This window comes from Roseibium album, assembly GCF_001404515.1.
GTDB lineage: Bacteria > Pseudomonadota > Alphaproteobacteria > Rhizobiales > Stappiaceae > Roseibium > Roseibium album.
The window spans coordinates 78,376-103,501 of the sequence record NZ_CXWE01000003.1 but is presented as its reverse complement, the minus strand read 5'-3'; the positions used below and the strand labels follow the sequence as shown (position 1 = coordinate 103,501).

Annotated in this window: 28 protein-coding genes, 1 tRNA gene and 1 pseudogene; 7 read left to right on the top strand and 23 right to left on the bottom strand. The window is 56.9% G+C overall.

All coding sequences use genetic code 11. The features are described from left to right. Positions 1-4: 4 nt before the first annotated feature. From LA5095_RS09920 to tsaD, 11 genes are all read right to left on the bottom strand, one after another. Positions 5-424 (bottom strand): hypothetical protein, encoded by a 420-nt coding sequence (locus LA5095_RS09920; RefSeq protein WP_055114522.1) that lies wholly within the window; start codon positions 422-424, stop codon positions 5-7. Between the two features lie 76 nt (positions 425-500). Next, positions 501-1,613 (bottom strand): 3-isopropylmalate dehydrogenase, encoded by a 1,113-nt coding sequence (gene leuB / locus LA5095_RS09915; protein WP_055115522.1) that lies wholly within the window; start codon positions 1,611-1,613, stop codon positions 501-503. 142 nt (positions 1,614-1,755) lie between these two features. Beyond that, positions 1,756-2,520, bottom strand: a complete 765-nt coding sequence (locus tag LA5095_RS09910) for a sulfite exporter TauE/SafE family protein (protein WP_055114520.1) — start codon at positions 2,518-2,520, stop codon at positions 1,756-1,758. A gap of 4 nt (positions 2,521-2,524) precedes the next feature. Next, positions 2,525-3,319 (bottom strand): AlbA family DNA-binding domain-containing protein, encoded by a 795-nt coding sequence (locus tag LA5095_RS09905; RefSeq protein ID WP_055115520.1) that lies wholly within the window; start codon positions 3,317-3,319, stop codon positions 2,525-2,527. Positions 3,320-3,415: 96 nt separating this feature from the next. Further along, a complete protein-coding gene (locus tag LA5095_RS09900) occupies positions 3,416-4,591 on the bottom strand; it encodes a M20 aminoacylase family protein (protein WP_055114518.1) in 1,176 nt (391 codons plus the stop codon). 156 nt (positions 4,592-4,747) lie between these two features. Then, positions 4,748-5,407 carry a class I SAM-dependent methyltransferase gene (locus LA5095_RS09895; RefSeq protein WP_055114516.1) on the bottom strand — a complete coding sequence of 220 codons (660 nt, stop codon included), beginning with the start codon at positions 5,405-5,407 and terminating at the stop codon, positions 4,748-4,750. Between the two features lie 3 nt (positions 5,408-5,410). After that, positions 5,411-5,836: an EVE domain-containing protein gene (locus tag LA5095_RS09890; RefSeq protein ID WP_055114514.1), complete on the bottom strand. Its 426-nt coding sequence runs from the start codon at positions 5,834-5,836 to the stop codon at positions 5,411-5,413. Then, entirely contained in the window at positions 5,837-6,127 is a 291-nt protein-coding gene (locus LA5095_RS09885) for a YciI-like protein (RefSeq protein WP_055114511.1), read from the bottom strand. Between the two features lie 78 nt (positions 6,128-6,205). Beyond that, positions 6,206-7,213: an NAD(P)H-dependent glycerol-3-phosphate dehydrogenase gene (locus tag LA5095_RS09880; RefSeq protein ID WP_055114509.1), complete on the bottom strand. Its 1,008-nt coding sequence runs from the start codon at positions 7,211-7,213 to the stop codon at positions 6,206-6,208. Further along, the gene (locus tag LA5095_RS09875; protein WP_055114507.1) at positions 7,200-7,676 is read right to left on the bottom strand and encodes an NUDIX hydrolase; all 477 of its coding nucleotides are present in this window, start codon (positions 7,674-7,676) and stop codon (positions 7,200-7,202) included. Before LA5095_RS09875 ends, LA5095_RS09880 begins: the two co-directional genes overlap by 14 nt. Positions 7,677-7,816: 140 nt before the next feature. Beyond that, positions 7,817-8,887, bottom strand: a complete 1,071-nt coding sequence (gene tsaD / locus LA5095_RS09870) for a tRNA (adenosine(37)-N6)-threonylcarbamoyltransferase complex transferase subunit TsaD (RefSeq protein WP_055115517.1) — start codon at positions 8,885-8,887, stop codon at positions 7,817-7,819. A gap of 133 nt (positions 8,888-9,020) precedes the next feature. On the opposite strand from tsaD, the gene hemC reads away from it, so the two are divergent. Continuing rightward, positions 9,021-9,947 (top strand): hydroxymethylbilane synthase, encoded by a 927-nt coding sequence (gene hemC, locus LA5095_RS09865; protein ID WP_055114504.1) that lies wholly within the window; start codon positions 9,021-9,023, stop codon positions 9,945-9,947. Between the two features lie 4 nt (positions 9,948-9,951). Beyond that, positions 9,952-10,668: a uroporphyrinogen-III synthase gene (locus LA5095_RS09860; RefSeq protein ID WP_055114502.1), complete on the top strand. Its 717-nt coding sequence runs from the start codon at positions 9,952-9,954 to the stop codon at positions 10,666-10,668. Here LA5095_RS09860 and LA5095_RS09855 read toward each other — a convergent pair. Further along, the gene (locus LA5095_RS09855) at positions 10,665-11,381 is read right to left on the bottom strand and encodes a hypothetical protein (RefSeq protein WP_055114500.1); all 717 of its coding nucleotides are present in this window, start codon (positions 11,379-11,381) and stop codon (positions 10,665-10,667) included. The two genes, LA5095_RS09860 and LA5095_RS09855, sit on opposite strands and share 4 nt — an antisense overlap. Before the next feature lie 7 nt (positions 11,382-11,388). Here LA5095_RS09855 and LA5095_RS09850 point away from each other — a divergent pair, with 7 nt between their 5' ends. The 3 genes from LA5095_RS09850 to LA5095_RS09840 all read left to right on the top strand — a co-directional run bounded on the left by LA5095_RS09850 (position 11,389) and on the right by LA5095_RS09840 (position 15,236). Then, positions 11,389-12,726 carry a COG4223 family protein gene (locus tag LA5095_RS09850; protein ID WP_055114499.1) on the top strand — a complete coding sequence of 446 codons (1,338 nt, stop codon included), beginning with the start codon at positions 11,389-11,391 and terminating at the stop codon, positions 12,724-12,726. A 78-nt stretch (positions 12,727-12,804) separates the two neighbouring features. Then, positions 12,805-14,769 carry a heme biosynthesis HemY N-terminal domain-containing protein gene (locus tag LA5095_RS09845; protein ID WP_055114496.1) on the top strand — a complete coding sequence of 655 codons (1,965 nt, stop codon included), beginning with the start codon at positions 12,805-12,807 and terminating at the stop codon, positions 14,767-14,769. A gap of 391 nt (positions 14,770-15,160) precedes the next feature. Next, a tRNA-Thr gene (locus LA5095_RS09840) sits at positions 15,161-15,236 on the top strand. A 548-nt stretch (positions 15,237-15,784) separates the two neighbouring features. Here the strand turns inward: LA5095_RS09840 and LA5095_RS33510 are convergent. From LA5095_RS33510 to LA5095_RS09815, 4 genes and pseudogenes are all read right to left on the bottom strand, one after another. Then, a pseudogene (locus tag LA5095_RS33510) lies at positions 15,785-16,762 on the bottom strand (recombinase family protein); the annotation flags it as partial. After that, positions 16,752-17,177: a hypothetical protein gene (locus tag LA5095_RS09825; protein ID WP_055114490.1), complete on the bottom strand. Its 426-nt coding sequence runs from the start codon at positions 17,175-17,177 to the stop codon at positions 16,752-16,754. The gene LA5095_RS09825 and the pseudogene LA5095_RS33510, both read right to left, overlap by 11 nt. A 150-nt stretch (positions 17,178-17,327) precedes the next feature. After that, a complete protein-coding gene (locus tag LA5095_RS09820; RefSeq protein WP_055114488.1) occupies positions 17,328-17,927 on the bottom strand; it encodes a hypothetical protein in 600 nt (199 codons plus the stop codon). A gap of 33 nt (positions 17,928-17,960) precedes the next feature. Further along, positions 17,961-18,431: a hypothetical protein gene (locus LA5095_RS09815; protein ID WP_055114486.1), complete on the bottom strand. Its 471-nt coding sequence runs from the start codon at positions 18,429-18,431 to the stop codon at positions 17,961-17,963. 61 nt (positions 18,432-18,492) lie between these two features. On the opposite strand from LA5095_RS09815, the gene LA5095_RS09810 reads away from it, so the two are divergent. After that, the gene (locus LA5095_RS09810; protein ID WP_055114484.1) at positions 18,493-18,759 is read left to right on the top strand and encodes a hypothetical protein; all 267 of its coding nucleotides are present in this window, start codon (positions 18,493-18,495) and stop codon (positions 18,757-18,759) included. Here the strand turns inward: LA5095_RS09810 and LA5095_RS09805 are convergent. From LA5095_RS09805 to LA5095_RS09795, 4 genes are read right to left on the bottom strand one after another with little or no spacing between them, the layout of a single operon-like run. Beyond that, the gene (locus tag LA5095_RS09805; protein ID WP_055114482.1) at positions 18,756-19,016 is read right to left on the bottom strand and encodes a hypothetical protein; all 261 of its coding nucleotides are present in this window, start codon (positions 19,014-19,016) and stop codon (positions 18,756-18,758) included. The genes LA5095_RS09810 and LA5095_RS09805 overlap by 4 nt on opposite strands. Continuing rightward, a complete protein-coding gene (locus tag LA5095_RS09800) occupies positions 19,013-20,428 on the bottom strand; it encodes a type IV secretory system conjugative DNA transfer family protein (RefSeq protein WP_055114480.1) in 1,416 nt (471 codons plus the stop codon). Before LA5095_RS09800 ends, LA5095_RS09805 begins: the two co-directional genes overlap by 4 nt. Continuing rightward, entirely contained in the window at positions 20,425-20,733 is a 309-nt protein-coding gene (locus LA5095_RS32360; protein WP_144435945.1) for a hypothetical protein, read from the bottom strand. Before LA5095_RS32360 ends, LA5095_RS09800 begins: the two co-directional genes overlap by 4 nt. Then, positions 20,730-21,104, bottom strand: coding sequence for a hypothetical protein (locus LA5095_RS09795; RefSeq protein WP_144435944.1), 375 nt, complete (start codon positions 21,102-21,104; stop codon positions 20,730-20,732). The genes LA5095_RS32360 and LA5095_RS09795 overlap by 4 nt, the downstream gene beginning before the upstream one ends. A gap of 150 nt (positions 21,105-21,254) precedes the next feature. Here LA5095_RS09795 and LA5095_RS09790 point away from each other — a divergent pair, with 150 nt between their 5' ends. Then, positions 21,255-21,629 (top strand): hypothetical protein, encoded by a 375-nt coding sequence (locus LA5095_RS09790; RefSeq protein ID WP_055114476.1) that lies wholly within the window; start codon positions 21,255-21,257, stop codon positions 21,627-21,629. 256 nt (positions 21,630-21,885) lie between these two features. Here LA5095_RS09790 and LA5095_RS09785 read toward each other — a convergent pair whose 3' ends face one another. The 3 genes from LA5095_RS09785 to LA5095_RS09775 all read right to left on the bottom strand — a co-directional run bounded on the left by LA5095_RS09785 (position 21,886) and on the right by LA5095_RS09775 (position 24,863). Then, positions 21,886-23,103 (bottom strand): hypothetical protein, encoded by a 1,218-nt coding sequence (locus LA5095_RS09785; protein ID WP_144435943.1) that lies wholly within the window; start codon positions 23,101-23,103, stop codon positions 21,886-21,888. A gap of 238 nt (positions 23,104-23,341) precedes the next feature. Further along, positions 23,342-24,115: a hypothetical protein gene (locus tag LA5095_RS09780; RefSeq protein WP_055114472.1), complete on the bottom strand. Its 774-nt coding sequence runs from the start codon at positions 24,113-24,115 to the stop codon at positions 23,342-23,344. 223 nt (positions 24,116-24,338) lie between these two features. Further along, on the bottom strand, positions 24,339-24,863 hold the full coding sequence (locus LA5095_RS09775) for a hypothetical protein (protein ID WP_055114471.1): 525 nt from the start codon (positions 24,861-24,863) through the stop codon (positions 24,339-24,341). Positions 24,864-25,126 lie beyond the last annotated feature (263 nt).

The window sequence follows — 25,126 nt, the reverse complement described above, 5'->3', positions numbered from 1 at the left end:
GATTCTATTGTGCCTTGCGGTAGACAGATGTGTTGGTGAAGCTTGCCACGTCGACGAGGTGCACGGTCTGGGTGATGGTCAGGGTCTGGCCATCTTCCGATAATTCGCGGTCGGCTTTCATGATCGTCAATCCGCCGCGACGGGCCTCGGAAATGAGGTTCCGGTCTCCCTGAAACACAAGTCGCATGGCATCTACCAGACCACTCTTGCCGAGCTTGACTTCCGGGCCGTCAGGCACGGCTTCGAAAGTATCCCTGGTTTCCTCACCCTCCGCGGAAAGCTGGTTCATGGTGAAGATCACCATGCCAAAATTGTCCTCGATCCGCAGTGTTGCGCTTTGCGGCGGCTCGCCCTGATCGAACTCGCTTTCGTCCGCATCCAGGATCCACGTGCCGAGAAAAGGGGCGATTTTGTCTTCGATCATCTGAACAACTTCTCTGAGAAAAGCAAACCGCCCACGGGATACCCGCGGGCGGCTCGAATTGCAAACGGTGTCAGGTTCAGGCGTTCAGTGCAGCCAGTTCGGCCACAATGGCTTCGCCCATTTCCGCGGTGGTTACGACGGTGTCGCCATCCTTTGCAAGGTCTTTTGTACGCAGCCCTTTTTCAAGTGTTGCCTCGATTGCCTTTTCGACCTTGTCTGCAGCGCCGACTTCCTCAAAGGAATACCGCAGCGCCATCGCGAAGCTGGCGATCATGGCGATCGGGTTGGCCGCACCGGTGCCGGCAATGTCGGGAGCCGAGCCGTGAACCGGTTCGTAAAGCGCTTTGCGCTTTCCGGTGACGGGGTCCGGGGCGCCGAGCGAAGCGGAGGGCAGCATGCCGAGGGAACCTGTCAGCATGGCGGCAACATCCGACAGCATGTCGCCGAACAGGTTGTCGGTCACGATCACATCGAACTGCTTTGGCCAGCGGACCAGTTGCATGCCGCCGGCATCGGCGAGCATGTGGTCCAGCTCGACGTCATCAAAACCGTTCTTGTGCGTTTCGGTAACGACTTCGTTCCACAGGACCCCGGACTTCATCACGTTCCGCTTTTCCATGGAGGTGACCTTGTTGTTGCGCGTACGCGCCAGCTCGAAGGCAACCTTGGATATCCGTTCGATTTCGTAGGTGTCATAGACCTGGGTGTCGACGCCACGTTTCTGGCCGTTGCCAAGGTCGGTGATTTCCTTGGGTTCGCCGAAATAGACACCACCGGTCAGTTCGCGCACGATCAGGATGTCGAGTCCTTCAACTACCTCGGGTTTCAGCGAAGACGCATCGGCAAGGGCCGGATAGCAGATCGCAGGACGCAGGTTCGCGAACAGTTCCATTTCCTTGCGCAGGCGCAGCAGGCCAGCCTCCGGACGAACATCGTAAGGCACCTTGTCCCACTTGGGGCCACCGACTGCACCAAATATGACTGCGTCCACTTCGAGTGCCTTGGCCATGTCCTCATCGGAGATTGCCTGGCCGTGCCTGTCATAGGCCGCTCCGCCGACATGGCCTTCGGTGGTGTCAAAGGTCATGTCGCTGTTTTCGTTGAACCAGTCGACGACCTTTTCCACTTCCTTCATGATTTCGGCGCCAATGCCGTCACCCGGCAAGAGCAGAAGACTATGAGAAGCCATGGAGCGTTCCATCCCAAATTATTGAAAACCGATCGGGCTCAGTTACCGCGTCGGGCTTCGTCTTTCAAGGCAAAGCCTGTTGCGAATATCTCAAGTGACGCTTCTGGAACCGTCAAGCTTGGCAATTCGCGGTGCGAATGCTTCAAAACCAGTTTCGGCCTGCCTGCCAGAGCAGGTTCAGCGCCAGGGCCGTCATCACCCATTTGAAACCGGTCCGGAAGGTTTTCTCGTTCATCTTGCCGAGCAGCCGCGATCCGGCGAGCGTGCCGAGGAAGCCGCTGAGGATCATCAGGACGATCAGGCCGGCCCAGGGGGCAAAGGCAAAGCCGAGTGCGCCGAATGCGATGATCTTGAAAACATGCATGACGAGGGCGGTGACGGCCTGGTTGGCGACGAAACCGTGTCGTGTCAGGCCAAGGGTGGAGAGTACGGCACCGCCGATCGGACCGGCGGCGCCGAAAAACATGGAAAGAAATGTCGATGCAAAGCCGGCTGCCGCCATGGCCCGTTTCTGAACATTGACGAATTTCGGAGGCTTGCCCCAGACAACCCACAGCACGAAGAGACCGATGCCGGCCCGCAGAACAGACGACGGCAGCTCAACCGCAATGGCGCCACCGAGGGCCGCGCCGAACACGGCGCCGATCGTGAACCAGGCCACGATCAACCAGTCGACGTGCCTCAGCTGAACGAGCGCGCGCCCGCCATTGGAGCCGATCTGCACGACACCATGGACAGGAACCAGGGCATTTGCCGGCATGAGAGTTGCCATTACTGCGATGAGTGCGACGCCGCCACCGAGCCCGACCGCGGCAGTCAGGGCAGACGTGAAAAAGCTGGCAATGACCAGGGCGATTGTCGAGAAACTGCCGAGTTGATCGGGAAAAACCGATGCGAAGACGTCCATCCCGTCAGTTCCAGCGAGACTTGGCGTAACTCAAGGCTTCGCGAACATCCAACTGGCGTGTTGAATTGCCGCTGCGAACGTAAAACGCCGAGGAGCGGTTCTCATCCAGATAGGCAGCACGTGGGGTAGGACGAATGATGATCATCGCCACGTCGCTTGAATCCACCCTGGCGAAGACCGTGTGGATGTAGGGGCACAGGTCCCCGCCAAGATATTTTGAAACGATGTCGTTGACCGTGCGCTCGAAAGCGTCGAGATCCGGGCTTTTCAACGTGGACAGGTCCTTGTCGAGCCCGAGCGCCTTGCCGTCGTCGTCGACGCCGACAAGCAGATAGCCACCTTCCGCGTTGAAAAAGCCGGCGATCGTCTTGGCGATGACCTTTTCGAGGCCACGGTTGATGCGGTCTTCCTTCATGTCCCAGCGAAGTGAAGACTTGAATTCAACCCGTTCGTTTTCGCCCTGATTCATGATTGCCGGGATCTGCGTCGTCTGTTCGTCGCGCAGCGACTTGTAGGCCTCGGTGGTGCGCAGATAGTTGCGGGTGAAGACTCCGAAGGCCAATCCGACGATCGCGCCGACAAAGGTGTAGGCAATCGCGACATCGAGATGACGGGGCAGCAGTATCAGCCACAGGCGCGCTGAAAGAAATTCCAGGACATTCGGCGCTGTTTCAGAAAAACGGGAGAGTTCCCACCAGACGACCACCAGATTGAGCGGGTGGATCACCAGAACACCGACGACGGCACCTACCAGTATGTACGTGGCGATAAAGGGAAGCTTGAACGGGGAAAGTGCCATTGTGAAATGCCCAAATGAAAAACGCCGGTCGGGACCGGCGTTTGTTTTATAGGTAATCTGAAGATTCGTCATCCCGCGGAACGGGCCAAAAGCGCACTAGGCAGCTTTTGCTGGCAATGCCGTTTCAACAAGCTTTACCCAGTAGGAACAACCGACAGGAATAAGGTCGTCGTTGAAGTCATATTCGGGGTGGTGCAGACCTGCGGTGTCACCGTTGCCGGCAAAGATGAACGCGCCCGGGCGTTCTTCCAGCATGTAGGAAAAGTCCTCGCCGCCCATCATGGGTTCAATGTTCCGGTTGACCTTGCCGTCGCCGGCGATGCCTTCGGCGATTTCGGCCGCGAAATCCGTCTGGTCATCATGGTTTGCCGTGACCGGGTATCCACGGCGAAACTCCAGTTCTGCGCGTGCATCAAATGCTTCGGCGATCGACCTGACAATGTTGTTCATGCGCTCTTCGGCAAGATCACGCATTTCAGGGCTCAAGGTCCGGACTGTTCCTCGCAAGAGTGCTTCCTGTGGAATAACGTTGAAGGCATTTCCGGCGTTGAACACAGTCACGGAGACGACGACCGAATCGAGCGGATTTGCATTCCGGCTGGCGATTGTCTGCAGGACGGACACCATCTTGGATCCGACGACGACCGGGTCGATTGTCTGATGCGGCTTGGCGGCGTGGCCACCCTTGCCCGTAATCGTGATCCGGAACTCATCGGTCGCTGCCATGATCGGACCCTTGCGGATCGCGAATTCACCGACCGGCATGCCCGGATAGTTGTGCATGCCGTAGACTTCATCAATCGGCCAGCGGGTCATCAAGCCGTCGTCGATCATCGCCTTTGCCCCGGCACCACCTTCTTCAGCGGGTTGAAAGATCACCACAACCGTGCCGTCGAAATTGCGTGTCTCCGAAAGGTACTTGGCCGCGCCGAGCAACATCGCCGTGTGGCCGTCATGGCCACAGGCGTGCATCTTGCCAGGGATTTTCGAGGCATATGGCTTCTGTGTCGCTTCCTCGATCGGAAGCGCATCCATATCGGCGCGCAGTCCGACGGTCCTGCCTGTGCCGCCGTTGCGGCCCTTGATCACGCCCACGACACCCGTCTTGCCGATGCCCGTCGTGACTTCGTCGACACCGAAACTTTCCAGCAACTCCGCGACCTTTTCGGCTGTGCGGACGGTTTCATAGAGAATTTCCGGATTTTCGTGAAAGTCGCGGCGCCAGACCGTGATCTCGTCAGCCAGATCAGCAAGGCGGTTAACGATGGGCATAAAGAACTCCTAGAAACACTTCCAATCGGTGGGGCAGTTTGTTCGCCAGAGCGGCTAACCTATCGCAAGCGGCGCAAAGAGGAAGTCCCGCCAGGCAAAAACTTTTGTGTATCCGACCACTTCGCAAGATCTTCCCGAAAACTCACGATTTGCGGATCAATTTTTCCCAAACCGGAACACGCGGGTTTTTTTGATCTCACTGTCTTCCAGAGCACCGACAACCGGAACACGATACGCTGCCAGTTCCTCGAGACGATCGATCGGCACATAGGATCTGCCGGGATCTCCGACCAGCACGTCGATGCCGGCGTCGACGAGCCTGTCCAGAAACGGCAGAATCCTGTCGGTCATCTGTTTGTCGTAAAAGACGTCACCGCAAAAGACGATCTGTGCGGCCGGAAGCGGAAAAGCCGTAATGTCACCGATTTCGAAGCTGAGTTCGACGCCGTTCAATTCAGCATTCAGTTCAGTTGCCGCAAGTGCGAAGGAATCGATATCCACGGCATGGCAGGACCGGGCGCCGGACATCATTGCCGCAATGCCAACCAGGCCTGAGCCGCATGCAAAGTCGAGCACCCGTTTTCCAGCGACCAGCGACGGGTTGTCCAGGACATACCTGGCCAGACCCTGACCGCCCGCCCAGGCAAATGCCCAGAACGGTGGCGCGAGACCGAGTTCACCCAGTTCATCTTCCGTCTTTTGCCACAGTTCCATGGCTTCGTCGGCGACATGGAGGCTGATTTCCTCAGCATGAGGAACCGGTCTGATGCGGGTCTCGCGGCGGATGAAGTCAGTCCTATCATCGATGATCGGCATGGACTAGGCCGGTTCTTTCAGGCCGCCCATATCGCAGACAATTTTCCATTCTTCTTCGGTCACGGGCTGTACGGAAAGGCGCGTATTGGCCACAAGGGCCATCTTTTCAAGTTGCTCTTCAGCCTTCACGTCAACAAGGGTGACGGGTTTCGGCATGTCGCAGACAGCCTTGAAGTCCACGCATTCCCAGCGGGGATCGTCCGTTGTCGTGTCAGGATGAATGTCGCTGCACACTTCGACGACACCGACAACTTCCTTGCCGATATTTGAATGATAGAAGAATGCCCTGTCGCCGATTTTCATGGCACGCATGTTGTTGCGCGCCTGATAATTCCTGATGCCGTCCCATTGTTCGCCGACATCACCCTTGGCTTTCTGCTGTTCCCAGGACCATTTGTCCGGCTCGGATTTTATCAGCCAGTACTGCACTTATGAGACCTCCGGATTCTTGACCACCCAGTTCCATGGGCGAATTTCAACGCTTTCGAAAAGGCCGACCCTGGCATAGGGGTCTTCCTCGGCTATGGCCAGTGCCTCGTTCCGGTTGGCCGCTTCAATCACGACCAGGGAACCGGTCATGTTGCCGTCGTCGTCCAAAAACGGGCCTGCGGCCTTCAGCCCGGCACCGAGCCCCTTGAGAAAGGCGATGTGATCATCGCGGGTGTCCAGGCGCGTTTGAAGCGCACCGGGCTTGTCGGTGCAGATCAAGGCATAGAGCATGATGTGGAATCCCTGGTTGACGTAGTTTGTCCGAACCTAGGGCCGAGTTGATACAAACTCAATGCCGGATTGAGGCGTTCAAAGACTTTCCGTTTCCGCTTTCAGCGGACGTGCCATCAAGGTGTTGAGCGCATCGTCGATCGAAAGATCGGCGTCTATCATCTGGGCAACCGTCTCGCAGATCGGCACCTCAATGTCGTGTTTTTGCGCAAGCTTGACCGCGACCCTGGCGGAATAGGCGCCTTCGGCGAGTTTGCCTCCGGCGGAAATCAGTTCCGACGCCATGAAACCCTCACCAAGTCGGAGGCCGAAGGAAAAATTGCGGGACTGGGTGGAGGAGCAGGTCAGGACAAGGTCACCAAGGCCGGAAAGGCCTGTCAGCGTTTCGCCCTGGGCTCCCATGGCAGTTCCAAGCCGTGTCAGCTCGGCAAAGCCGCGAGCGGTCAGTGCAGCCTGGGCGCTGGCGCCGAGCTTGCGGCCCACGACGGCTCCACAGGCGATGGCCAGAACATTCTTCAATGCACCGCCGATCTGAGCTCCAAGCACATCGATCGACGCATAGGGCCGGAAACATGTTGACTGCAGCGCTTCACACAGGCTGAGGGCTGTCTTGGCCGAGTTTGCCGCAACCGTAACGGCGGTCGGCAGCCCACGTGCAACATCGTCGGCGAAGCTCGGACCGGACAAGACTCCCGGCTCAACCCCCGGCAGTTCCTCGCTCAGGATCCGGGACAAGAGTTTCCCTGATGTCTGTTCGATGCCCTTGGCGCACAACACTACCGGGCCCCGAACCGTACCGGTCTCCTTCAAAGCGGCGAGCAGGGCGCGGGTGGTCTGCGCGGGTGTAACGAGCAGGATCGCGTCGGCGTCCGCAATTTCACGCAGCGATGAGGTTGCGTTCAGGTCCTCGTCAAAGGTAATGCCGGGCAGATAGCGCTGGTTCTGCTTCCGGGAGCGAATGTTGGAGACCGTTTCGGTGTCCCTTGCCCAAAGCCGAACCTCGCGTCCGGCGCGCGCGGCCGTCAGTGCAAGGGCCGTGCCCCAGGCACCCCCTCCAACAACGCCTACTGTCCTAATGGCGCCCATTGTTCTGCCCTTCCATGCGCGACCGTAGTGTCTCAAGCTGCACTCCAAAACCTTCAAAGAACCGGGTCTCGCTCGGCGGGCCATCTGCGAACAAGTCGATCCAGAACAGGCGGAACCGGATAGGCGGACCGCCCGCGCTTGGCGAAGATTCGAAGTGTTCCCATTCCGCGGCAGGCTTCTCCGGTATTCGGCCGTGAAAATGCCGCCGCCGATGCAGGCCGTCGAGACAATCGGGAACATTTTCGAGGATCCGATCCTGATCCGCGAACGATTCGAGCGCGATATCCAACGAAAGTCCGGTTTCTTCGCAAAACTCGCGTCTGGCGGCCTGAAGGTAGCTCTCACCCGGGTCCAGGGTGCCGCCCGGAACCTGCAATCCGACTTCCGGATAATCGGGCTCCGAAAACACAAGAAGCTCACTGCCGCAAGTCAGGTAAACATATGCCTTGTGATAGACGCGCATGCTGCCGAATTCCTTTGCTGGAGGGCATTGCTTCCTATCAGGGTCCCTGCACGGGCAAAAGGGCAAGTTTGTGATCGCAGCGTCAAATCCGCAGTGATGAAGAAAGATACCGACGCTCTTGTTCGAACGGGAAAGTCCTTTCAGACCTTCGCGCCTTTCTTGCCTGCGCCCAGTATGCCGGCATTTTCCGAATCAAGCGGCCAGCGCGGGCGTGGGGGGAGGCTCATGTCGTTCACCGGCCCGAGTTGCATGCGCTCGATCCCGGCCCAGGCAATCATGGCGGCATTGTCGGTGCAAAGGTGCATGGGAGGGGCGACAAATCGGGCGCCGGTTTCAGCGGCAGCGTGCGTGAGGGCGTTCCTGATTTCCTGATTGGCAGCCACACCTCCGGCAACCACTATCACCGGTTCGCTTTGCGGATGCCGCTCCCGGAACAGGTTCAGGGCCGTTCCTGTCCTGGTCGCAAGAACATCCGATACTGCCCGTTGAAAGCCGGCGCAAAGATCCGCGATGGTCTGGTCGTCGACCGGTTCCAGTTTTTTCGCCTGGGTCCGCAGAGCGGTTTTCAACCCGGCAAAGGACATGTCAAGACCGGGTCGATCCAGTAATGGACGGGGTAGTCTGAAGCGGCGGACATCACCTTTTGCCGCCATCTTTTCGACATGCGGTCCGCCTGGATAGGGCAGCCCGAGCAGCTTGGCGGTCTTGTCGAAGGCCTCGCCGATCGCATCGTCGATGGTTGTGCCGAGGCGTTCATAATCTCCGACGCCGCGCACCATCAGAAACTGGCTATGGCCACCGGAGACCAGAAGCAGGAGAAACGGAAAATCCAGGTCATCCGTCAAGCGGGCAGTCAGCGCATGCCCTTCCAGATGATTGACGCCTATCAGCGGTTTGTCTGCCGCCATGGCGATTGCCTTGGCCGTCATGAAGCCCACGATCACGCCGCCGATCAGACCTGGGCCGGCCGTCGCTGCAACAGCATCGATATCATCCCAGGAACAGCCGGAGTCGTTCATGGCTTCAGCGACGATGCGGTCAAGTACATCGATATGGGCACGCGCGGCGATCTCGGGAACGACACCGCCGAATTCGGTATGCTCGTCGATCTGGGATCGGATGGTGTTGGAGAGGATTTCCCGTTGAACAGGACCGCGCACGACGGCGGCAGCAGTCTCGTCGCAACTGGTTTCAATGCCCAGGACAGTCAGATTGGTCGCATTGTCTTTTGAATTGACTGAAGTCATTGGTTTTGCAATCGCGGCCTGTAATAGGTCATAAGACTGTTAAACTCATCGCATGTCCGGCATTTTCCTGCCGGGCGTAACATCTGGACGGTAAACCTTGCAATCAAATCCTTTGCGTATCGGAACAAGGGGCAGTGCGCTGGCACTGGCGCAGGCCTACGAGACCCGTGACCGGCTCATGGCGGCGCACGGTCTTTCGGAAGAGGCGTTTGAAATCGAGGTCATCAAGACCTCCGGCGACCGCATTCAGGACAGACCGCTGTCCGAAGTTGGCGGCAAGGGTCTTTTCACCAAGGAAATCGAGGAAGCGCTGCTCGACGGGCGTATTGATATCGCTGTTCATTCTTCCAAGGATATGCCGACAATTCTGCCGGACGGTCTTGCGCTGACGGCTTTTCTGCCGCGAGAAGACGTTCGCGACGCTTTCCTGTCTCCAAAGGCCGGTTCGCTTGCCGAGTTGCCGCAAAACGCGGTGGTCGGCTCCAGTTCGCTGCGCCGCCAGGCCATGATCAAGCGGCTGAGACCGGATATTGAAGTCGTGATGTATCGCGGCAACCTGCAGACAAGGCTGCGAAAACTGGCCGAAGGCGCCGTCGATGCGACACTTCTTGCCGCGGCGGGCCTCAACCGGCTGGGTCTTGAAGGGGAGATCACCAGTCTGCTTGACACCGATACATTTCTTCCTGCGGTCGGTCAGGGGGCAATCTGCATCGAAAGCCGCGAAGGTGACGCTGCCACGCTTGACAGGCTTGCGGCGATCCACGACCAGTCGACCCAGACCCGGCTTGATGCCGAACGGGCCTTTCTTGCCGTTCTCGATGGTTCCTGCCGGACACCGATCGGTGGCCTTGCAACGCTTGATGGCGACCAGCTGCACTTCAAGGGAATCGTCCTGAAACCCGACGGAAGCGAAGCACACGAGGCTGAGGCAACCGGAGCTGCGGAAGATGCGGCAAAGATCGGTGTTGGTGTCGGCGAAACGCTGAAGATGCGGATGGGACCCGGATTTCTGTCGGAGCACTGACCTGATGCGCTTTCTGGTGACACGGCCGCAACCCGACTGCAAGCGAACAGCCGACAAGATAAGGGCCGCCGGTCACCATGCAGATGAAGCTCCGCTCCTGGATTTTCGAGCAGAACCACCCGCGCAGTTTGACCTTGACGGCGTTGCGGCACTTGCAATTTCAAGCCGCCGCGCCCTTTCAACGCTCGAACGACATGCGCAACTGCGTGATCTTCAGGATCTTCCCGTATTTGCGGTGGGAGATGCGACGGCTGATGCCTGCCGGAGGGCCGGGTACCGCGATGTTGTATCCGCTTCAGGTGACGTTGAAGCGCTTGGACATCTGATTCTCGGCAGTCGCGACAGGCTGGGTCCGGGAGATGTGCTTTATCCCGCGGCAAAGGAGCGCGCAGGAAACCTGGAAGGCATTCTGGCGGAAGGAGGCCTGTGCTGCCGGGTATCCGTTGTTTACAGCATGCAGGAGGTGACGGCATTTCCCCAGTCCTTCAACGAAACGCTTCGGAGCGGGGGCTATGACGGGGTGCTTGTCTATTCAAGACGCACGGCAGACGTGTTGCTGCGCTTGCTCAGAAACCAGGAGCCGGATCACAATTTCTCCAGTTTGCGGATTTACACGATCTCGCATCGGGCGGCAGAGCCACTATCTGTTTATATGAGGGTAGAAGTGGCTGACGCCCCATGCGAAAAAGCACTATTGGATCTGGCCTTAGCAGAGTGTTAACCAGATCCGGTGGAGTCGTTGTTTTGCAGCGCGACAAAGACATGCCGCACCGGTACCGCTTCGCCAAGAGGTGTGTATAGTAAGTGACCGGAAGGTTCAGGAGGAGAGTAGATGGCGACGGACAAGAAATCTTCTGGCGGAACGTCCTCTTCAGGTGGAAACGGCAGCGGCGCTTCGGACAAGCCGGGCAGCGGTACGACGCCGGCGAGCGGTTCGGGAACCGGTTCCAAACGGCCGGTGACAATCGATCTGAAGGCTGAAAAGGTGGACGAAAAGCCTGGTAGCCCTGGTGCTTCGAGTGCGTCGACAAGCGTTCCCAAGGCCGGAGCGACGCCGGCAGCAGACAAGAAACCAGCGGACGCGAAGCCTTCCGGCTCCGGTCCCGCCTCCTCCAGACCGGGTGCCTCGACGGCGAGTTCAGCGTCTGGTGTCAAGCGCGATTCAACACCTCGTTCAGCGGCATCGGCCGGTTCTTCCTCACCGTCTGGAACATCAAGCGCAGGTTCTGCGAAACCAACCGGGACGACCGCATCTGCAACGTCAACGTCCTCTGCTTCCACCAAGCCTGCTTCGACAGGTGGCGCTTCCGCCGCGGCGAGTACTGCGAAACCCGCGTCGACCGGAGCCTCGGCGAAGTCTTCAGGATCTTCGAGTTTTTCAAGCCCTCCACCGACAGATGATCGCGGCGGTGTCGGCGCGTTCGGGGTTCTCATAGCAGCTGTGATCGGCGGGATTATTGTGCTGGGCGGCGGCTTTGGTCTGCACCAGGCCGGAATTCTCAAACTCACGCCGGAGCAGGATCAGCAGCTTGCAAGCGCTCTTTCGGCAGCTGAAGGAAAAATTTCCGAACTGGAACAAAAACTCGGTGATGTCAGTTCGTCTGCGCAAGGTCAGGACGCCAGTGCGGCGGTAAGCGCGCTCGAGAGCAAGGTATCTTCGCTTGAAAGCGACCTGCAGAACGCCGTTTCGTCGGCATCTGCGGATGTCTCGCCCGCGATTGACGCCCTGAAACAGGACATTGAAAGCCTGCGCGGCGATATTACAGCTGCGGCCAGTGGCAACGGAGAAGGCGCCCCAATCAGCCTTAAACCCCTGGAGACCCGGCTTGCGGCTCTGGAAAGTTCAACCGGATCGCAGTCGCAGGTTGACCTGAAGCCACTCGAGCAGCGCCTCTCCAAACTGGAAGGCGAGACAACTGCCTCGACAAGCGAAGCGGGCAAGCTTTCCGGATCGCTCACCGGCCTGGAGAGTGAAGTAAGTGCGCTGAAGACGCAGCTCTCCGGCGTTGAAAACCGTGTTCAGAACGCCGAAGCGACTGCCAAGGCGGCCCAGACCGCTGTCTCAACATCCGACGTTTCCCTGAAAACACTTGCCGACAGCCAGGCCCGTGCGACCGAAACTCTGTCGAGCCTTTCCTCCGATATCAATTCGGTCGGCGCCGCAAATTCGGCTGCACTGGAAACCATCCGGGCCGAGCTGGACGCGATTTCAAAACGGCTTCAGCATGTGGAAGGCACAATGGGCGATGCGACCGCGCGCGAAGTCGCCGCTAGAGCATTGTCTGTTTCCGCGCTCAAGTCGGCGGTCGATTCGGGCCGCCCCTACGCGACAGAGCTTGCAGCTGTCAAAGCAGGATTGCCGGCCGATATCGATCTCAAGGCGCTAGAGGCGCATGCGGAGAGCGGCGTCGAACCGGTTTCCGTCCTGATCGCGCAGTTCCCACCGGTCGCCCGGAAGATCTATCAGACATTTTCCGAGCCGGATCATTCCGACGACGTCCTGAACAGTCTGCTTGCGAGCGCGAAATCCATCGTTGCGGTCAGAGGCCCGGGTGATGAAGATGGCACAGGGCCGGAAGCAGCCTTGCGGCGCATGGAAAATGCTGTTTCCAATGGTAATCTCAAGGGTGCGATTGCAGCCTTTCAGGAGCTTCCGGAAACGGCAAAGGCAGCCGGCAGCGATTGGATTGCCCATGCCGAGGCGAGAGTTGAGGTCGATGGGTTAACAGACAAGGCCTCACAGGAAGTGCTTAGTGCGCTTGCTGGGAAGGACAGTTAAGCGGCGACCGCTGGCCGGTCGTCCACGCAGTAGTTGTTTTGAGCCGGAGTCGCCCGGCGACGCTTGGGAGCGAGCTTTATGATCCGCGTCTTTTTGTTCTTTCTCCTGCTGTTCGGCCTGGCTGCCGGGTTTGGCTGGGTGGCGGACCTGCCCGGGACAATCTCGGTCAGCTGGGACGGATATGTCTGGGAACAGCCTCCGGTTGTCGCAGCGCTGGTGGTTGGCGCACTGCTTGCGGTCTTCCTGATTGCCGTATGGATTATCCGGGTGATCCTGAAATCGCCGCAGATCGCCAACCGGTTCTTCAAGCGCCGCCGCCAGGACAAGGGCTACGCGGCCCTGTCGCACGGACTGATCGCACTTGGCACCGGGGATGCAAAACTCGCCCGGCGTCATGGTCTGGAGGCAGACCGGTTGTTGTCCGAGGAACCTGCGGCCAAGCTGCTTCTGGCGCAGACGGCCCAGCTTGCCGGCAAGGATGATGAAGCACGGCAGCGGTTCGAATCCATGCTGGACGATCCCGAAACAAAGGCGCTGGGACTGCATGGCCTGTTCGTCGAAGCAGAACGACACAGGGAACCCGTGGCGGCGCGTCACTACGCGGAAGAAGCCGCCAAAACCTCACCGGGCCTGGAGTGGGCCGGGAAAGCTGTGCTTGGCTATCAGGCGGTTGCCCATCACTGGGACGAGGCACTGAAGACGCTGGAGCGCAACTATGCCGCCAAGCTTCTGGACAAGAAAAGCTATCGCCGGGAGCGGGCTGTTATCCTGACGGCGCTTGCGCAGAAGCTCGAGGACGGAGAACCGGAGCGTGCCTATTCGCTTGCAAAGGAAGCGCATGGATTGGCGCTCGACCTGGTGCCGGCTGCCGTCCTGACGTCCCGCCTTGCAACCCGGCGGGGCGATATCCGCAAGGCTGCCAAGGTGCTGGAAGCAACCTGGCGCTTGTCGCCCAATCCGGAGCTGGCCGAAACCTACGCCCACGTCCGCACCGGCGATTCGGCGGTCGATCGGCTGAAACGCGTGAAGTCCCTTTCCGCACAGCGTACCAACACGCCTGAAGGCGCGATGGCGATCGCACGCGCTGCCATTGAAGCACGTGAATTCGAAGAAGCGCGCACGCAGTTGAAGAAAGTGCTGCAGTCCGAACCGACACGGTCTGCCTTCCTTTTGATGGCAGAAGTGGAGGAAGCCGAGCATGGCGACAGGGGCCGTATGCGTGACTGGCTGGCGCGTGCGCTGAAGGCGCCGCAGGACAAGGCCTGGGTTGCCGACGGTATCGTGTCGGCCGAATGGCAGCCGGTATCTCCGGTGACCGGAAAGCTGGATGCCTTCCAGTGGACCAACCCGGGAACTGCCGTGGATGAAGATGGCGACCTTGTCGAAGACAGTTTGTTCGAGGCCCCGGCCTTGCCGGTGGCGGCTCCTGCCGAACCGATGGCAGCGGTCGAACCCGCCGAGCAGGATCCCATCGAGGAGACGAAATCCGTCGCGGAGGCTAAAATCGTCGAGCTGGAGGCAGAGCCTCTGAAAAAGGAGGCAGCTCCGGTTGAGACGGCGGTCGCCGAAACCAAACCCGCCAAAGCCCCGTCCGTTGCGGTCAACAACGGGAAACAGGGATATGAAGGTACGACCGATGACGTTCACCACAGCCCCGCTTTGAGTGATCTGCCGGACGCGTCGGCGAAGCCAGCTTCTTCTGAACCGGACAAGGAAGATCCGACACCGGCAGCAAAAGCTGCCGAAGAGCCGGATGTGTCCGAAGATACGCAGCAAGACAAACCGGTTTCTGCCACCGGTGTTGACAACGACACGGGCGATGAGCCCGCCGGTGACAAGGAAGACGCAAAATCCTCTTCGGAGATGTCTGAGGAGGATGCCAAATCCGAAGAAAAGAAAGCCGATGAGGAGAAGGCCGACGGTGAAGACGACAAGAACCGTCCAATCCAGTTTCCGTTGTCGCGCATGCCTGACGATCCGGGAACTGAAGACGATGACAAGGACAGCAAGGCAAAAACGTCTCGTCCCCGGTTCTTCAATTGAACGACAGGTGTCACACCTGAAGCAGGCGGGTTTGCACATCGCTTGCGTTTCGGCAGCCCCCTGACTTCCGTCCTGGCCAGTCGCGAAGCGCGCCTGGGCCAATCGAGGTCTTGATGTTTTCACCAACGCAGCCACTGCTTTGGAACTGACAGATCCGGATCCGCACTACGCGGCGATTTGGACGGCAAACGAGGTCTGTGGCAGCGGTCCGGGCGGTGCTATTTCCTGGGCACGGTGAACAGGCCCGGACAGAACATGCGGAAGAAGCGATCTTCCAAGGAGAACCTTCGGCAAGCCTCTTGCATCTCGGGCCAAGCTCCGGTAATTAGCGGCCCACTCGACACGCTTTCGAGCGCGCGCAATATGCGCCACTACCTGTTCGTCAGGACACGCCGCTGTAGCTCAGATGGTAGAGCACGTCATTCGTAATGATGGGGTCGTAGGTTCGAGTCCTATCAGCGGCACCATTTTTGATTTCACCCCCATGTATCCCTGCTAAGGTTTTGAATGGCAAGGATATTTGGGGTGTTCTAGCACCCTCAAATCGGTGGTATGTGAAGCGCTCTGAGAAGGCCAGTCTGAGGACGGTTCTCTTGAGGGTAATGTTGCCGGTTTCCCAGAGATTATAAGGGTTTGCGAGGAACTTCAGAGAGAGTTCTAGCATTTTGTCGAAGGTGCCTTTCTCAGGTGCTTTTGTTTGCAGTTGTTCGCGTAATTTCAGCTTGTCACGCTCCAGAACAGCAATCTTGTCTTCATAGGCTTTGATGACGGTCGGATTGGTTGCGTCCATGATGCGGTCCAGAAGCGTTTCGATCTGCCTATCGGATTCGCGCAAGCGACGCTGCCCGGACTTGATTGCGTCTTCGAGAAGGGCCGAGCGTTCATTCCAGATATCCCGGAACATGTGCGTTACGAGGTCGAAGAGTTGCTGACTTGGCTGCAAGGTACGAATGATCGCTGCGAACTCGCCTTCCAGCTTGTTCCGTGGAATGGATTTACCGTAGCTCGGGCAGGTCTTGGTTTGGCAGAGATAGTACGGATACCTCTTAGTCGCTCCCTTTGCCCAAGAACTCCGATACGGCTTGCCACAGTCACCACACAGAACAAACCCTCGGAGGGCAAACTCATCACCAATGTTCTTACGGGCTGGCAGCTTGCTGGCACCTTCACGCAGCTCCTGAACCTTATCGAAGGTCTCAAGGGAGATGAGCGGTTCGTGCTGGGCTTTCAGCCAATTGAGATTGTAGGTCTCGCTACAAATGTACCCGGTATAGAGCGGCTGTTTCAGAACATCGGTGACACGCTGCTGTGTAATTTCGTTGTTTTTGTTGCGTGGGAAGTCCGGGAAGCTTTCAAAGAAGCGTTTTACTTCTGCCTGCGACTGGAACCGGCCTGAAGCTAGACCCTCAAATGAATCGCGGACGATCGTTGCCAGCGGTTCTTTCGGGACTAGAAGCTTTCCGCGTCCTTTCACGGTCGTATATTCATAACCGACCGGTGGATTGTGAATCCAATATCCGTTTTCCATGCGGGCGCGCATTTTCTGGGCGACCTGCCGTCCGTTCTGTTTGCGCTCCAATGCCCCTTGCGCGGCAATGATGGTTTCAATGAATTCACCTTCCGGGGATTCATCGAGCTTGAAGTTCAAGCACTCGATTTTGGCCCCACGATCACGGAAGGCATCACGCAGATCGAGGTGGAAGCGGGTATCGCGGGCAAAGCGTTTGAGGTCATCGAAGATAACAACGAAGCGTTTATCAGGCTGGGCATCCAAAAAACTTAAGAGAGCGACCATTCCTGGCCGCTCCATGAAGTCAATGCCCCCGGTGATCGTGTCCGGGAAGACCGCTGCAACCTTGTAGCCTTTTGCGTCTGCGTGCTGTCTGCACCGTGTCTCCTGGCTTTCAAGACCATGCCCGTCCGCTTCTTGGGCGCGGGAAGAGACGCGGCAATAAATAACAGCGTCGGTGATGATTTGATCGTCAAAGGTCATGGGCTCCTCGGTCTGGTTCTAAAGTCTCCTTGTGATGATAAAGCGGCCTTCCTGCACCGGAATCAGCGGCAATTACCTGTTCTGCCGGGGCGCTTTCGGACAACGCTTCCAAGTCTACCATCCCCGCTGCAATCAACCGACGAATATCGTCATTTTGCTCACAGGGGCCGGGGACGCCAATTGTTGAACCAACCTTTTGCAAGGGATGGACGTCAAAGCCGAGATCGACAAAGCTCGAGACGATGCCATAAAGCGTTTCGATGATATCCCGCTTGTCGTGTTCGGAGAGACTAGGATCGTCCAGATAGGATGCATAAAGCTCATAATTCACGCCAACCACGGGCGTGAGCCGTTTTGCAGAGCGGGTTTCAGAACCCTGCGTGTTCTCTGGTGGTTTCTTGGGCGTGGTGGTCATATGATCTCCTATCTCGTCGTCTTTCGTCTCCTTTGCTCATTCGAACAAAAAGAGAACAAACTATAGAAACAACTTCCCCTTGTCAAGGAATTTATTCCTATATTTCATATACTTATGGCAAGTGAAGGCAAGAACCTTCCCTGGCGATACTCACCGCGACGGGGAGCGCTGATGCCCCTGTTCGGGCTCTTCCTCGCGTTCAGGCTGGTCAGGTTCTGCCTGACGGGCATAGCGAGCTTCTTCAGCTTGTTTGCCACGCTGGTAAAAGCTGTGGCCCTCAACCTCTTCAAAGACCTCGTTCATCAGTCTTTTGACGGCAGATTCACTGATGGAATAGTCCGCTGACATAGTGGTCGCTTCCCAATCGACCGCGCGATAGAGCGGCAAGGTGGCATCTTGCTCAATCTGTGAGATTACAGATCTGGCGCGCAGGAGTGCGTCGTCATGAGCGGATTTGGGCAGGTTCTGCTCGCGCTCCCTTTGTTGTGTGAGCATCTCATTCATTGTCTGACCATACTCTTCCTTGAACACCGCCCTGATGAAGGTATCAGCCTTCTGAGTGTCGAAGCGTTCATTGCGGGCATAGGCATGCGCATAGTCCGTCAAAACGTCCTTGAAGGAACCAGTCCGTTCGATCTGCCGTTTGATGATCGACACAATCATCGACGCATCATGTTTTTGTGCCAGGGTCAGCGTGTTGACAGGATTGTTCTGATCTTTTCCAGGGGCTCTTGGAGGCGTATCGCTCATGGTCCTATCCTTTCCCAATTGAAGTCATTTGATCTATCGCTTGAGGCGGCGTTCCTCCCCGGACCGGCGGTCAGCGTTTTCTGCAAAAGCATCCTTTGCCAGCCCCTTTGAACGGTTGCGCGTTTCTGCAGCATCAATCAGCGTGCTGATTTCTCTTGCTTCCGCCTCATCGATCTGGGTCATTTCAAATTCATGATCTTGCCTGATACGTCGGTCAGCCTGCCTGGAGATCGCATCCCCTTTAAACCGATCCGTTCCGTATGGGCTCGGCATGTCGTGGTTTTTCTCACCGGCTTTATTGATGATGTCGCGGCGGGCTTGCTCAAACCGGGTTTCATATTCCTCATTGAACCGATTTCTTGCATCCTCGCGGGCGGTTTCGTGGCGGGTTTCAATTTCGGTCAAGGCAGACCATTCTATGCCTTTGCTCAGGCTCCTTGCTTCATCCTGTCGGATTGCCAGATCAAACGTGGCCTTCAGTTCGCGCATAAGGTCTTTGCTCATGAGATTGTCTCCGTCCTCACCAAATTTGCGTTTGTATTCAGTGATTTGATATCCTCAAGACATGGTTGTTTTTGAAGATGTGGAAGATGTGATCGAATGGCTGGAATCTTTGGGCTACGTTGATTTTTGGGAGGCCGTAGAGCCGTATCAACTCACCTTGCAGGACCGTGATTTCTGCGATGGGCAGATTGCCAGCGGTTCGGTCCCCCAGAACCTCGTCTTAAGCGGCCTCAAGACGCTTGCCAGGATCGAGCTGACGCAGCGCCTGAAGCTCAAACGCCGCTGCCCTGAACCGACAGTCGCTCAATACCTGCGTTTGCATCACTAACCATTGCCTGACTTCTTAAAGAACTTGATCCAGCCGCATTTGCCGCTATTGGCGTTCACGGTGAAGGTTCCGTTGGGACCGATGAAGGTACAGGTGCGATAGTACCGTTCGACGCTCAGATCGTAACGGGCGCCGTTGTCATCGAACGTATAGGCAAAGATGATGTGCGGGAGGCCCTTTCCGGCATAAAGGCCATATCCGGCAACTGGAACCGCAATCCATAAAAACAGGGACAGTAAGCGGGCAGACGTAATCATGAGTGAGCTCCTTTCGGGGTGCGCAGGACGATCTTGGGATTGGGGGGTAAGATGCCGCCTTCAAGCGGATTGGGCCGAATGAGGTGGCAGTAGGGAGCAATCATCTCCATGCTGGTTTTCCGCGCATGCAGGAACCCAAGCCCCTTTATGTGGATCAGCTGCTCATCAGGTTTCATTTCCATCAGCTCCGCAGGGGTCAAAAGCCTTTCCTTACCCGTTTGATAGGTGCTCTGCAGGCGGATTTCCTTGTTGTCGGTGCTCAGGTTCGTGGAGACATATTGGCCTTCACCAAGCGCCTTTGAGACACGTTCGGCTTCTTCGAACGAGCTGAAGCCAAACCATTGTTTGACAATGGCATTTTCTTCGATTGTCTGAGTTTCCAACCAACCAAAACGGCGTTCAATTTCTGAGCGGCTCTGGGCGATGAGATGGATTTCACCGCCAAAGGCACGCAGCGTTGTAAGAGTTTCTACTAAAGGTTTAAGAGGGGCGTTGGTGAACTCGTCTCCGATCATGGTGAGCGGTCCGGCACCCTTGTAAAGAGCCTCAGTGAAGGCCAGGATATGAAGCGCATAGATAGCACCTAGGCGGTTCATGAAGGCCTGAGGCCCCACAAGGAAGATCACTGCACGCTTGCGGATTAGATCGGCATGGGTTGCATCAGGATCGAGACCTGCTTCAAACATGCGCGAGCCTGCCGAGAAAATACGCAAGGCCTTGAAAGCAGCAGACCGGTGAGCAGGCCAATGCTCATGCGTTGACATGTCAAGCACGTCCATCGCGAGCGCCTTAAGCAGGTCATCCCCTTCAACCGCGTCAATTTTTGCGATTTTCAGCAGCATCACCGGATTGCTGATAAGCCCCCAGACCGCGCCGAGTGTGGCAAGACGCTGTTTGCGTTTCAGGAGGGCATAGATGATGTATTCAAGGAGCGTACGGGGTTGATCCCTAAAGTATTGATTTTTCTGATCGTCTGGCGGGTCTGAGATCAGCGCCTGGTTGGCGTTTTCGCTCGTAAAGACCAGATCCTGAGGGTTTCTCTGGTAGGTACTGACAACACCGCCAAGAGCATTGACGGTGACCCGATAGGGATAGTCCGGCCCGAGAACGCCCATTTCGTCGATGGCGGCAACCGGAATTCCCATTTCTGCGATCATGGGCGCAGCCTGGGCACATAGCTCGCCATCCTTACTGTCAAAAACCAGAATAGCAGGCCGACTAACGGAGGAAAGCAGCGAATAGAGCCAAGCCATTGATCCAGCTGTTGTTTTTCCACCGCCATTGGCGCTGAGTAGGAGCGAATGGCCTTTGGGTGCCCAGATCGGCTCGCCCTTAAAAGTCGTCCCGAGGAGGCGATGCCCCTCAGGATCAAGACCAGCGTTCGATGTGAACCTTCGAAACGGCCAGCTCATTTGATGCGACCGCTTTTGCGCAACTCATCATCTGAGACAAACCGGTCGGATTTGGGGGCATTGCCTTGTTTGAGGTACCTGTAGATCTCCCATTCGTGGTGGATGTATTGCCAGGTCTCGAGCAGCGCGCCGATGAACTCGGCCAATGCACCGGTCGCGGACATGGCTGCAAGCAGCCCGAAGCCCCAATTGACCGGGGAGGTGTAGCTCCAGCATATCCAGGCAAAGAAACCGGCGAGACAGGCTCTTAAGAACCGCCCATTGATCCGCAGGATAGAACCGGGCTTGGTACCAGGGCGGGTCATGTTTCACCTCCCTGTACCGTTTCACACCTAGCCGCGATGATTTCCCGGCGCAGACGGTTCAAATGGCCGTAGGTGCCAAAGATCGCACCGGCGAGCTCAGAACCGCGAAGATCACGGCTGAGAAGCTGAAGTTGCCCGAGTGTCCACCCGCCAACTAGTGAAGCCAGACAAAGACCGGCAATCGCGAGTTGCTCGTGAAGCCACAAAAGGTCGTGGAAGGCGAGACCGAAGCTTCCAAGTCCCAGAGTTATTGTCAGGGCTAGGGGGAGGAATGGCCTGCGGACTGAGAAGACACTTAGGCCCGCAATCAGATAGCTGTCCCGATGCGTGTGGATCGCCACCGCGTCCATGGAAAAGGTTCCAAAAATCATGGCTCAGTCCTCCACGCTTGCCAACCGGCGGCAGATCGGGCTTTCTGCAGATGATTTTAAGGAAGCTCGAAAGTCGGTGAGGGATGGCGGGGTGATCAGCCGAGCGCTCGAAACAAATAAGGCCAATGAGACACGTTCTGTTTCGACCAGATGAGCCACAGCACAAGAACACCTCGCTCCGGCTTCATCAGCGGCGCGCTCCAACCGTTGCTGGCGGAGAGTTTCAAGACGCCTTTTCTGCTCAAGGGTTTGGTCGAGCGCGGCACAGGCAGCACCCATGCCGAACAAATTCAGGACCTGCCTATGTTCTCCAGGCATGTGCCCGAACATATCCTTGCAGCTGATCGCAGGCTGCTGGACGGGATCGGAGGTGTGACTGTGGAGGTCCTGAACAATCTCGCGTTCGCAGTCCTGGTACCAGCCGATTTTCTGCGCGGTACGTTCAGCGACCAGCGGTCCAAGCACGAAAGCAGAAAGTCCGGCAAAAACAAGTCCGGAGGCGAGAACGCCTCCGGAGACCGGTAAAGAGGTAATATCTAAAGCCATGCATAGTCGTCCTGTTCGTCATCGCGTTTCGGGTGAGGTTTTGGCGTCCGTTTCCGCTTTTCGCGGGACGGCAACCTTCTCGTAACGCGATCAGGCAAGGAGACCGGGCGGATTTCGGTCATTTTCTAGGCCGTATGGGAGAGTAGTTTTTCAGCAGCTTTTTTGGTTTTTGAGCCGCTCAGAAATAAAGAAATCCAGCGGCAACGAAGCCGCTGGATATCAGGATTTCAGGTTATCAGCGTTTGCGCGGGATGCGGCGTGGAGTGGGCTCTTTCCCTTTCTTCCGGTGTTTCGGAACGTCCACAGGGTGCAAATTGGTCAGATCGTCGAACACCGTATCGTGTGCCGGTGAGGGATCACCATCCGGGTTGTTCCGATAGCGGTCCCAAAGGAGCGCCATGACCGTGTAAGCCCACAAGGTGAGCGGGAAGACAAGCTCCACAGCAAAGGTCAGCAGCGCAATCGGGGCATACTCGCCGATGTAACCGAAAGTCTGGATCGCGCCCGTGCGCGGCGGCAATGAGGGACGCTCGATTGCCTGAGGTGCAATGCTCTCCAACGCAGCCTCTAGGTTGGAAGCATAGCTTGCGAGCAATCCATTGACCCGATCAGAAACGTCCGGCTGATTGGTGAGCGCCACGCCCTCTCGCAATTCCGCAGCATAGGCGGAAAGCATCGATGCGGGTACGGCCTCGTCCAGTTCGTTCAAGAGGCGCCCAAGACCGGTCTCCAGTTTACGCAGAGCGATGCGGCGTTTCCAGATACTAATCGTCTCGTCCGCCAGTGTCTCTTCCATCTGGGCAAGATGTGCGTTGACGTCCGCCAAAACGATCTTGTGCCTCTCAAGTCCGGAAGCTGCTTCACCAGAAACAGCACTGGCGCGGCCCGCGAGGGTCTCAAGCGTCCGGGCAACAGTCCCGTAACCGCCGCCGCCCTTCATCGAGACACAAGAAGATGTCCGTTCGCACGCGGCGTTGGTACCAATATCGGTTGCGATCGCAGTCGCTACCGGAACCAGCTGTGTGGACTTTGCTGCCGCAGAACTCCTGGCATCTGCATATCTTGTAACGTCCGACAGATAGGTTTGCAGGCGGCGTTCCTCAACCTGGGTGATCACAAGACCGGGGTAGGTTGCCGCGAACAGGCCTGTGCCAACAATAATGATGGATGCAAGACCAATAATAGCGGCCAAGTTAAAGCCAACCGAAAAGAGGGTTGCGGCCTTTTCGATAGCCATACGGTACGTCGCGTAGCTCACCATGAATGCCGCCGTCGGAAGGAGCAGCATTTTTATAAAACCGGTAACACCGGTTCCTGTGGTGCCCAAATTTGAAAGCGCGACTAGCAACATTGCCGCAGAAACAACGGGCAATCCTGTGAGAATGACACTCAAATAGGGTTGCCGTTCCGGTTTCTTGATACGGTCGGGCGCATTTGTGTGGGACTGGCTCATGTCCATTTCCTTTCGTGAATGCACGTGAAGAAAGTTGCCAGTCGACAGTCTGTTGCGCGGAACGACCTTGTGGGCGCGGAACGGACGGATTTTGGGCGGATTGCCCGCAGTCGGGCTCTATCGAAAAAAGACGCGAGCTCAACACTCGCGTCATTGTGTTCCGGTGGCTTTTCAATCCTGGCAGTGCTCGCAAGCTATAGATCGATGGCGATCTGCTAGCTGGCGCGCTCAGATGAAGTCATTTGGCCGCTCCAAACGACACCGACCAACCCGAGAGCGTGTTACGAGCATGGTCAGCGGTTTCTTCGCCATAACCGCGCAGCAACACATAACGCAGGTCCGCACCGTTCGGCTCAGCAGAACCCAGCAAACCCTTTTGTGCGTTTTCGAGCGTCACGGGGTGGCTCAAAACCTGGGCTGCATAATATCCAAGGCGCATCATTGTTTTGGACGAAGCAACGTTGACAGCGTCATTTGGCAAGACACGGGCAACACCTTCACCATCGACAATTTCTCCACGCCAATGCTCATCTGCGAGGATCAGGGCAGCCAAAACGATCTGCCCCGCACCTTTGAGCGTTCCGTTAGAGATGAGGCCACTCCAGTGATTGGAAAGCTCACCTTCCGGCCCAATCTTCCGGGTGCCGTAAGCGCCTGCGACAAGGCTGCCCTGGACCCAAACTTGACCGATGAACACATCCTGGTCTTTGAGCTTGTCCGGTTGGATGCGATTGAGCAGTGCCGGATGTTTGGCAACCTGTTCATCGCCAAGGCGGACGAATGCCGCCAGGTCGGCAGATGCGACGTTGCGAAAGTTCTGAACAAGGATTGTCATATCCGCCCGATCAGCCTTCAGAAGGAAATTAGTGGTGAGATGATCAATGCAGCCAATGACAGGTTGGTCGGCAATTGCTTGCCAGGCCTTGGCTTCACAGGCGCTTGCAACAAACTGACAGTCACCGTTGCCAGGGCACTGGTTCGAACACTTTTCGTTGGAACCAAGATACGTCATGGAATTCTCCTTCAGTCTCGAATTGACTGAAGGCACCGTGGGATCTTGCGCCGGACCACTTGGGCTGATAGGTGGCGAGTTCTTGGCGGACTCTAGGCGGTTTAAAGATAGCGATTTCCTTGGCCTGACATCGGCGCGTTTGAAATCAAAAAACAACCGGGCCGATCTAAGATCGGCCCGGTCTCGTCGCGCATTTTGTACAGCGCGGACGTCTACCGAATTATCAGTAGACGCGACGCTCACAGAATTCCGGATAGCCAATCCGGGCCAGGAAGCACTTCATGGCAATCGTCAGATAGCACACCCGCCACAGGTTTCTTTCCTGCAGAACTTTGTCGCGTGGAGTTTCAACCCGCTGCTTAAGATGGTTCATCGCCCGATCTGGAGTTCGTCCGAATGAATCACAAACGGTGAGCTCGTCCTCAGGATTAGCAGGCAAACGCTCCCGGTCGATAAAACGCCTGCTCCAGTCAAACAGCTCTCCGGTGGCCCGGTCTGTCGCATGTTGATGTGCAAAGTTGAACCGCTTGCTTCCAGAGGAACCGCAGTAATTCGCGGCCACAACCGACTCGATGAAACGTGCGAGGTTCTGTTCGTAAGCTGGCAATTCAATCTCCTCTTTCGGATCACAGTAAATATCGCCGTCCCACACCCGCAAGATTGGCGCTTTGGGCACAAGCCACTGCTCGTCCAGTGTCCAGATTCTGCCCTTGTTACTTTCCAGTTCTTTGTTCCACGATGTGTTCATCGTTCTTCTCCTGGTGGAGAAGGTTTCAGGCCTTACTGACTCCTCAGTTTGGTTCGAGTTAGTTTTTTGACGGGGGGGTCATCCCCAGCAACTGAGCTCAAAAACAGCATGCAATGAAGATGACCAAAAGGCTTCCTGAACTATTCTAGGAAACCCTCGTAATCCTGTAATTGCGAGAAAAATAGCTAAATTACAGCGGGTAATTTATGTAAAAATAAGCGATATTTCACTTTTTAGAAGTTGTTTCATATAGTTTTTCTTGA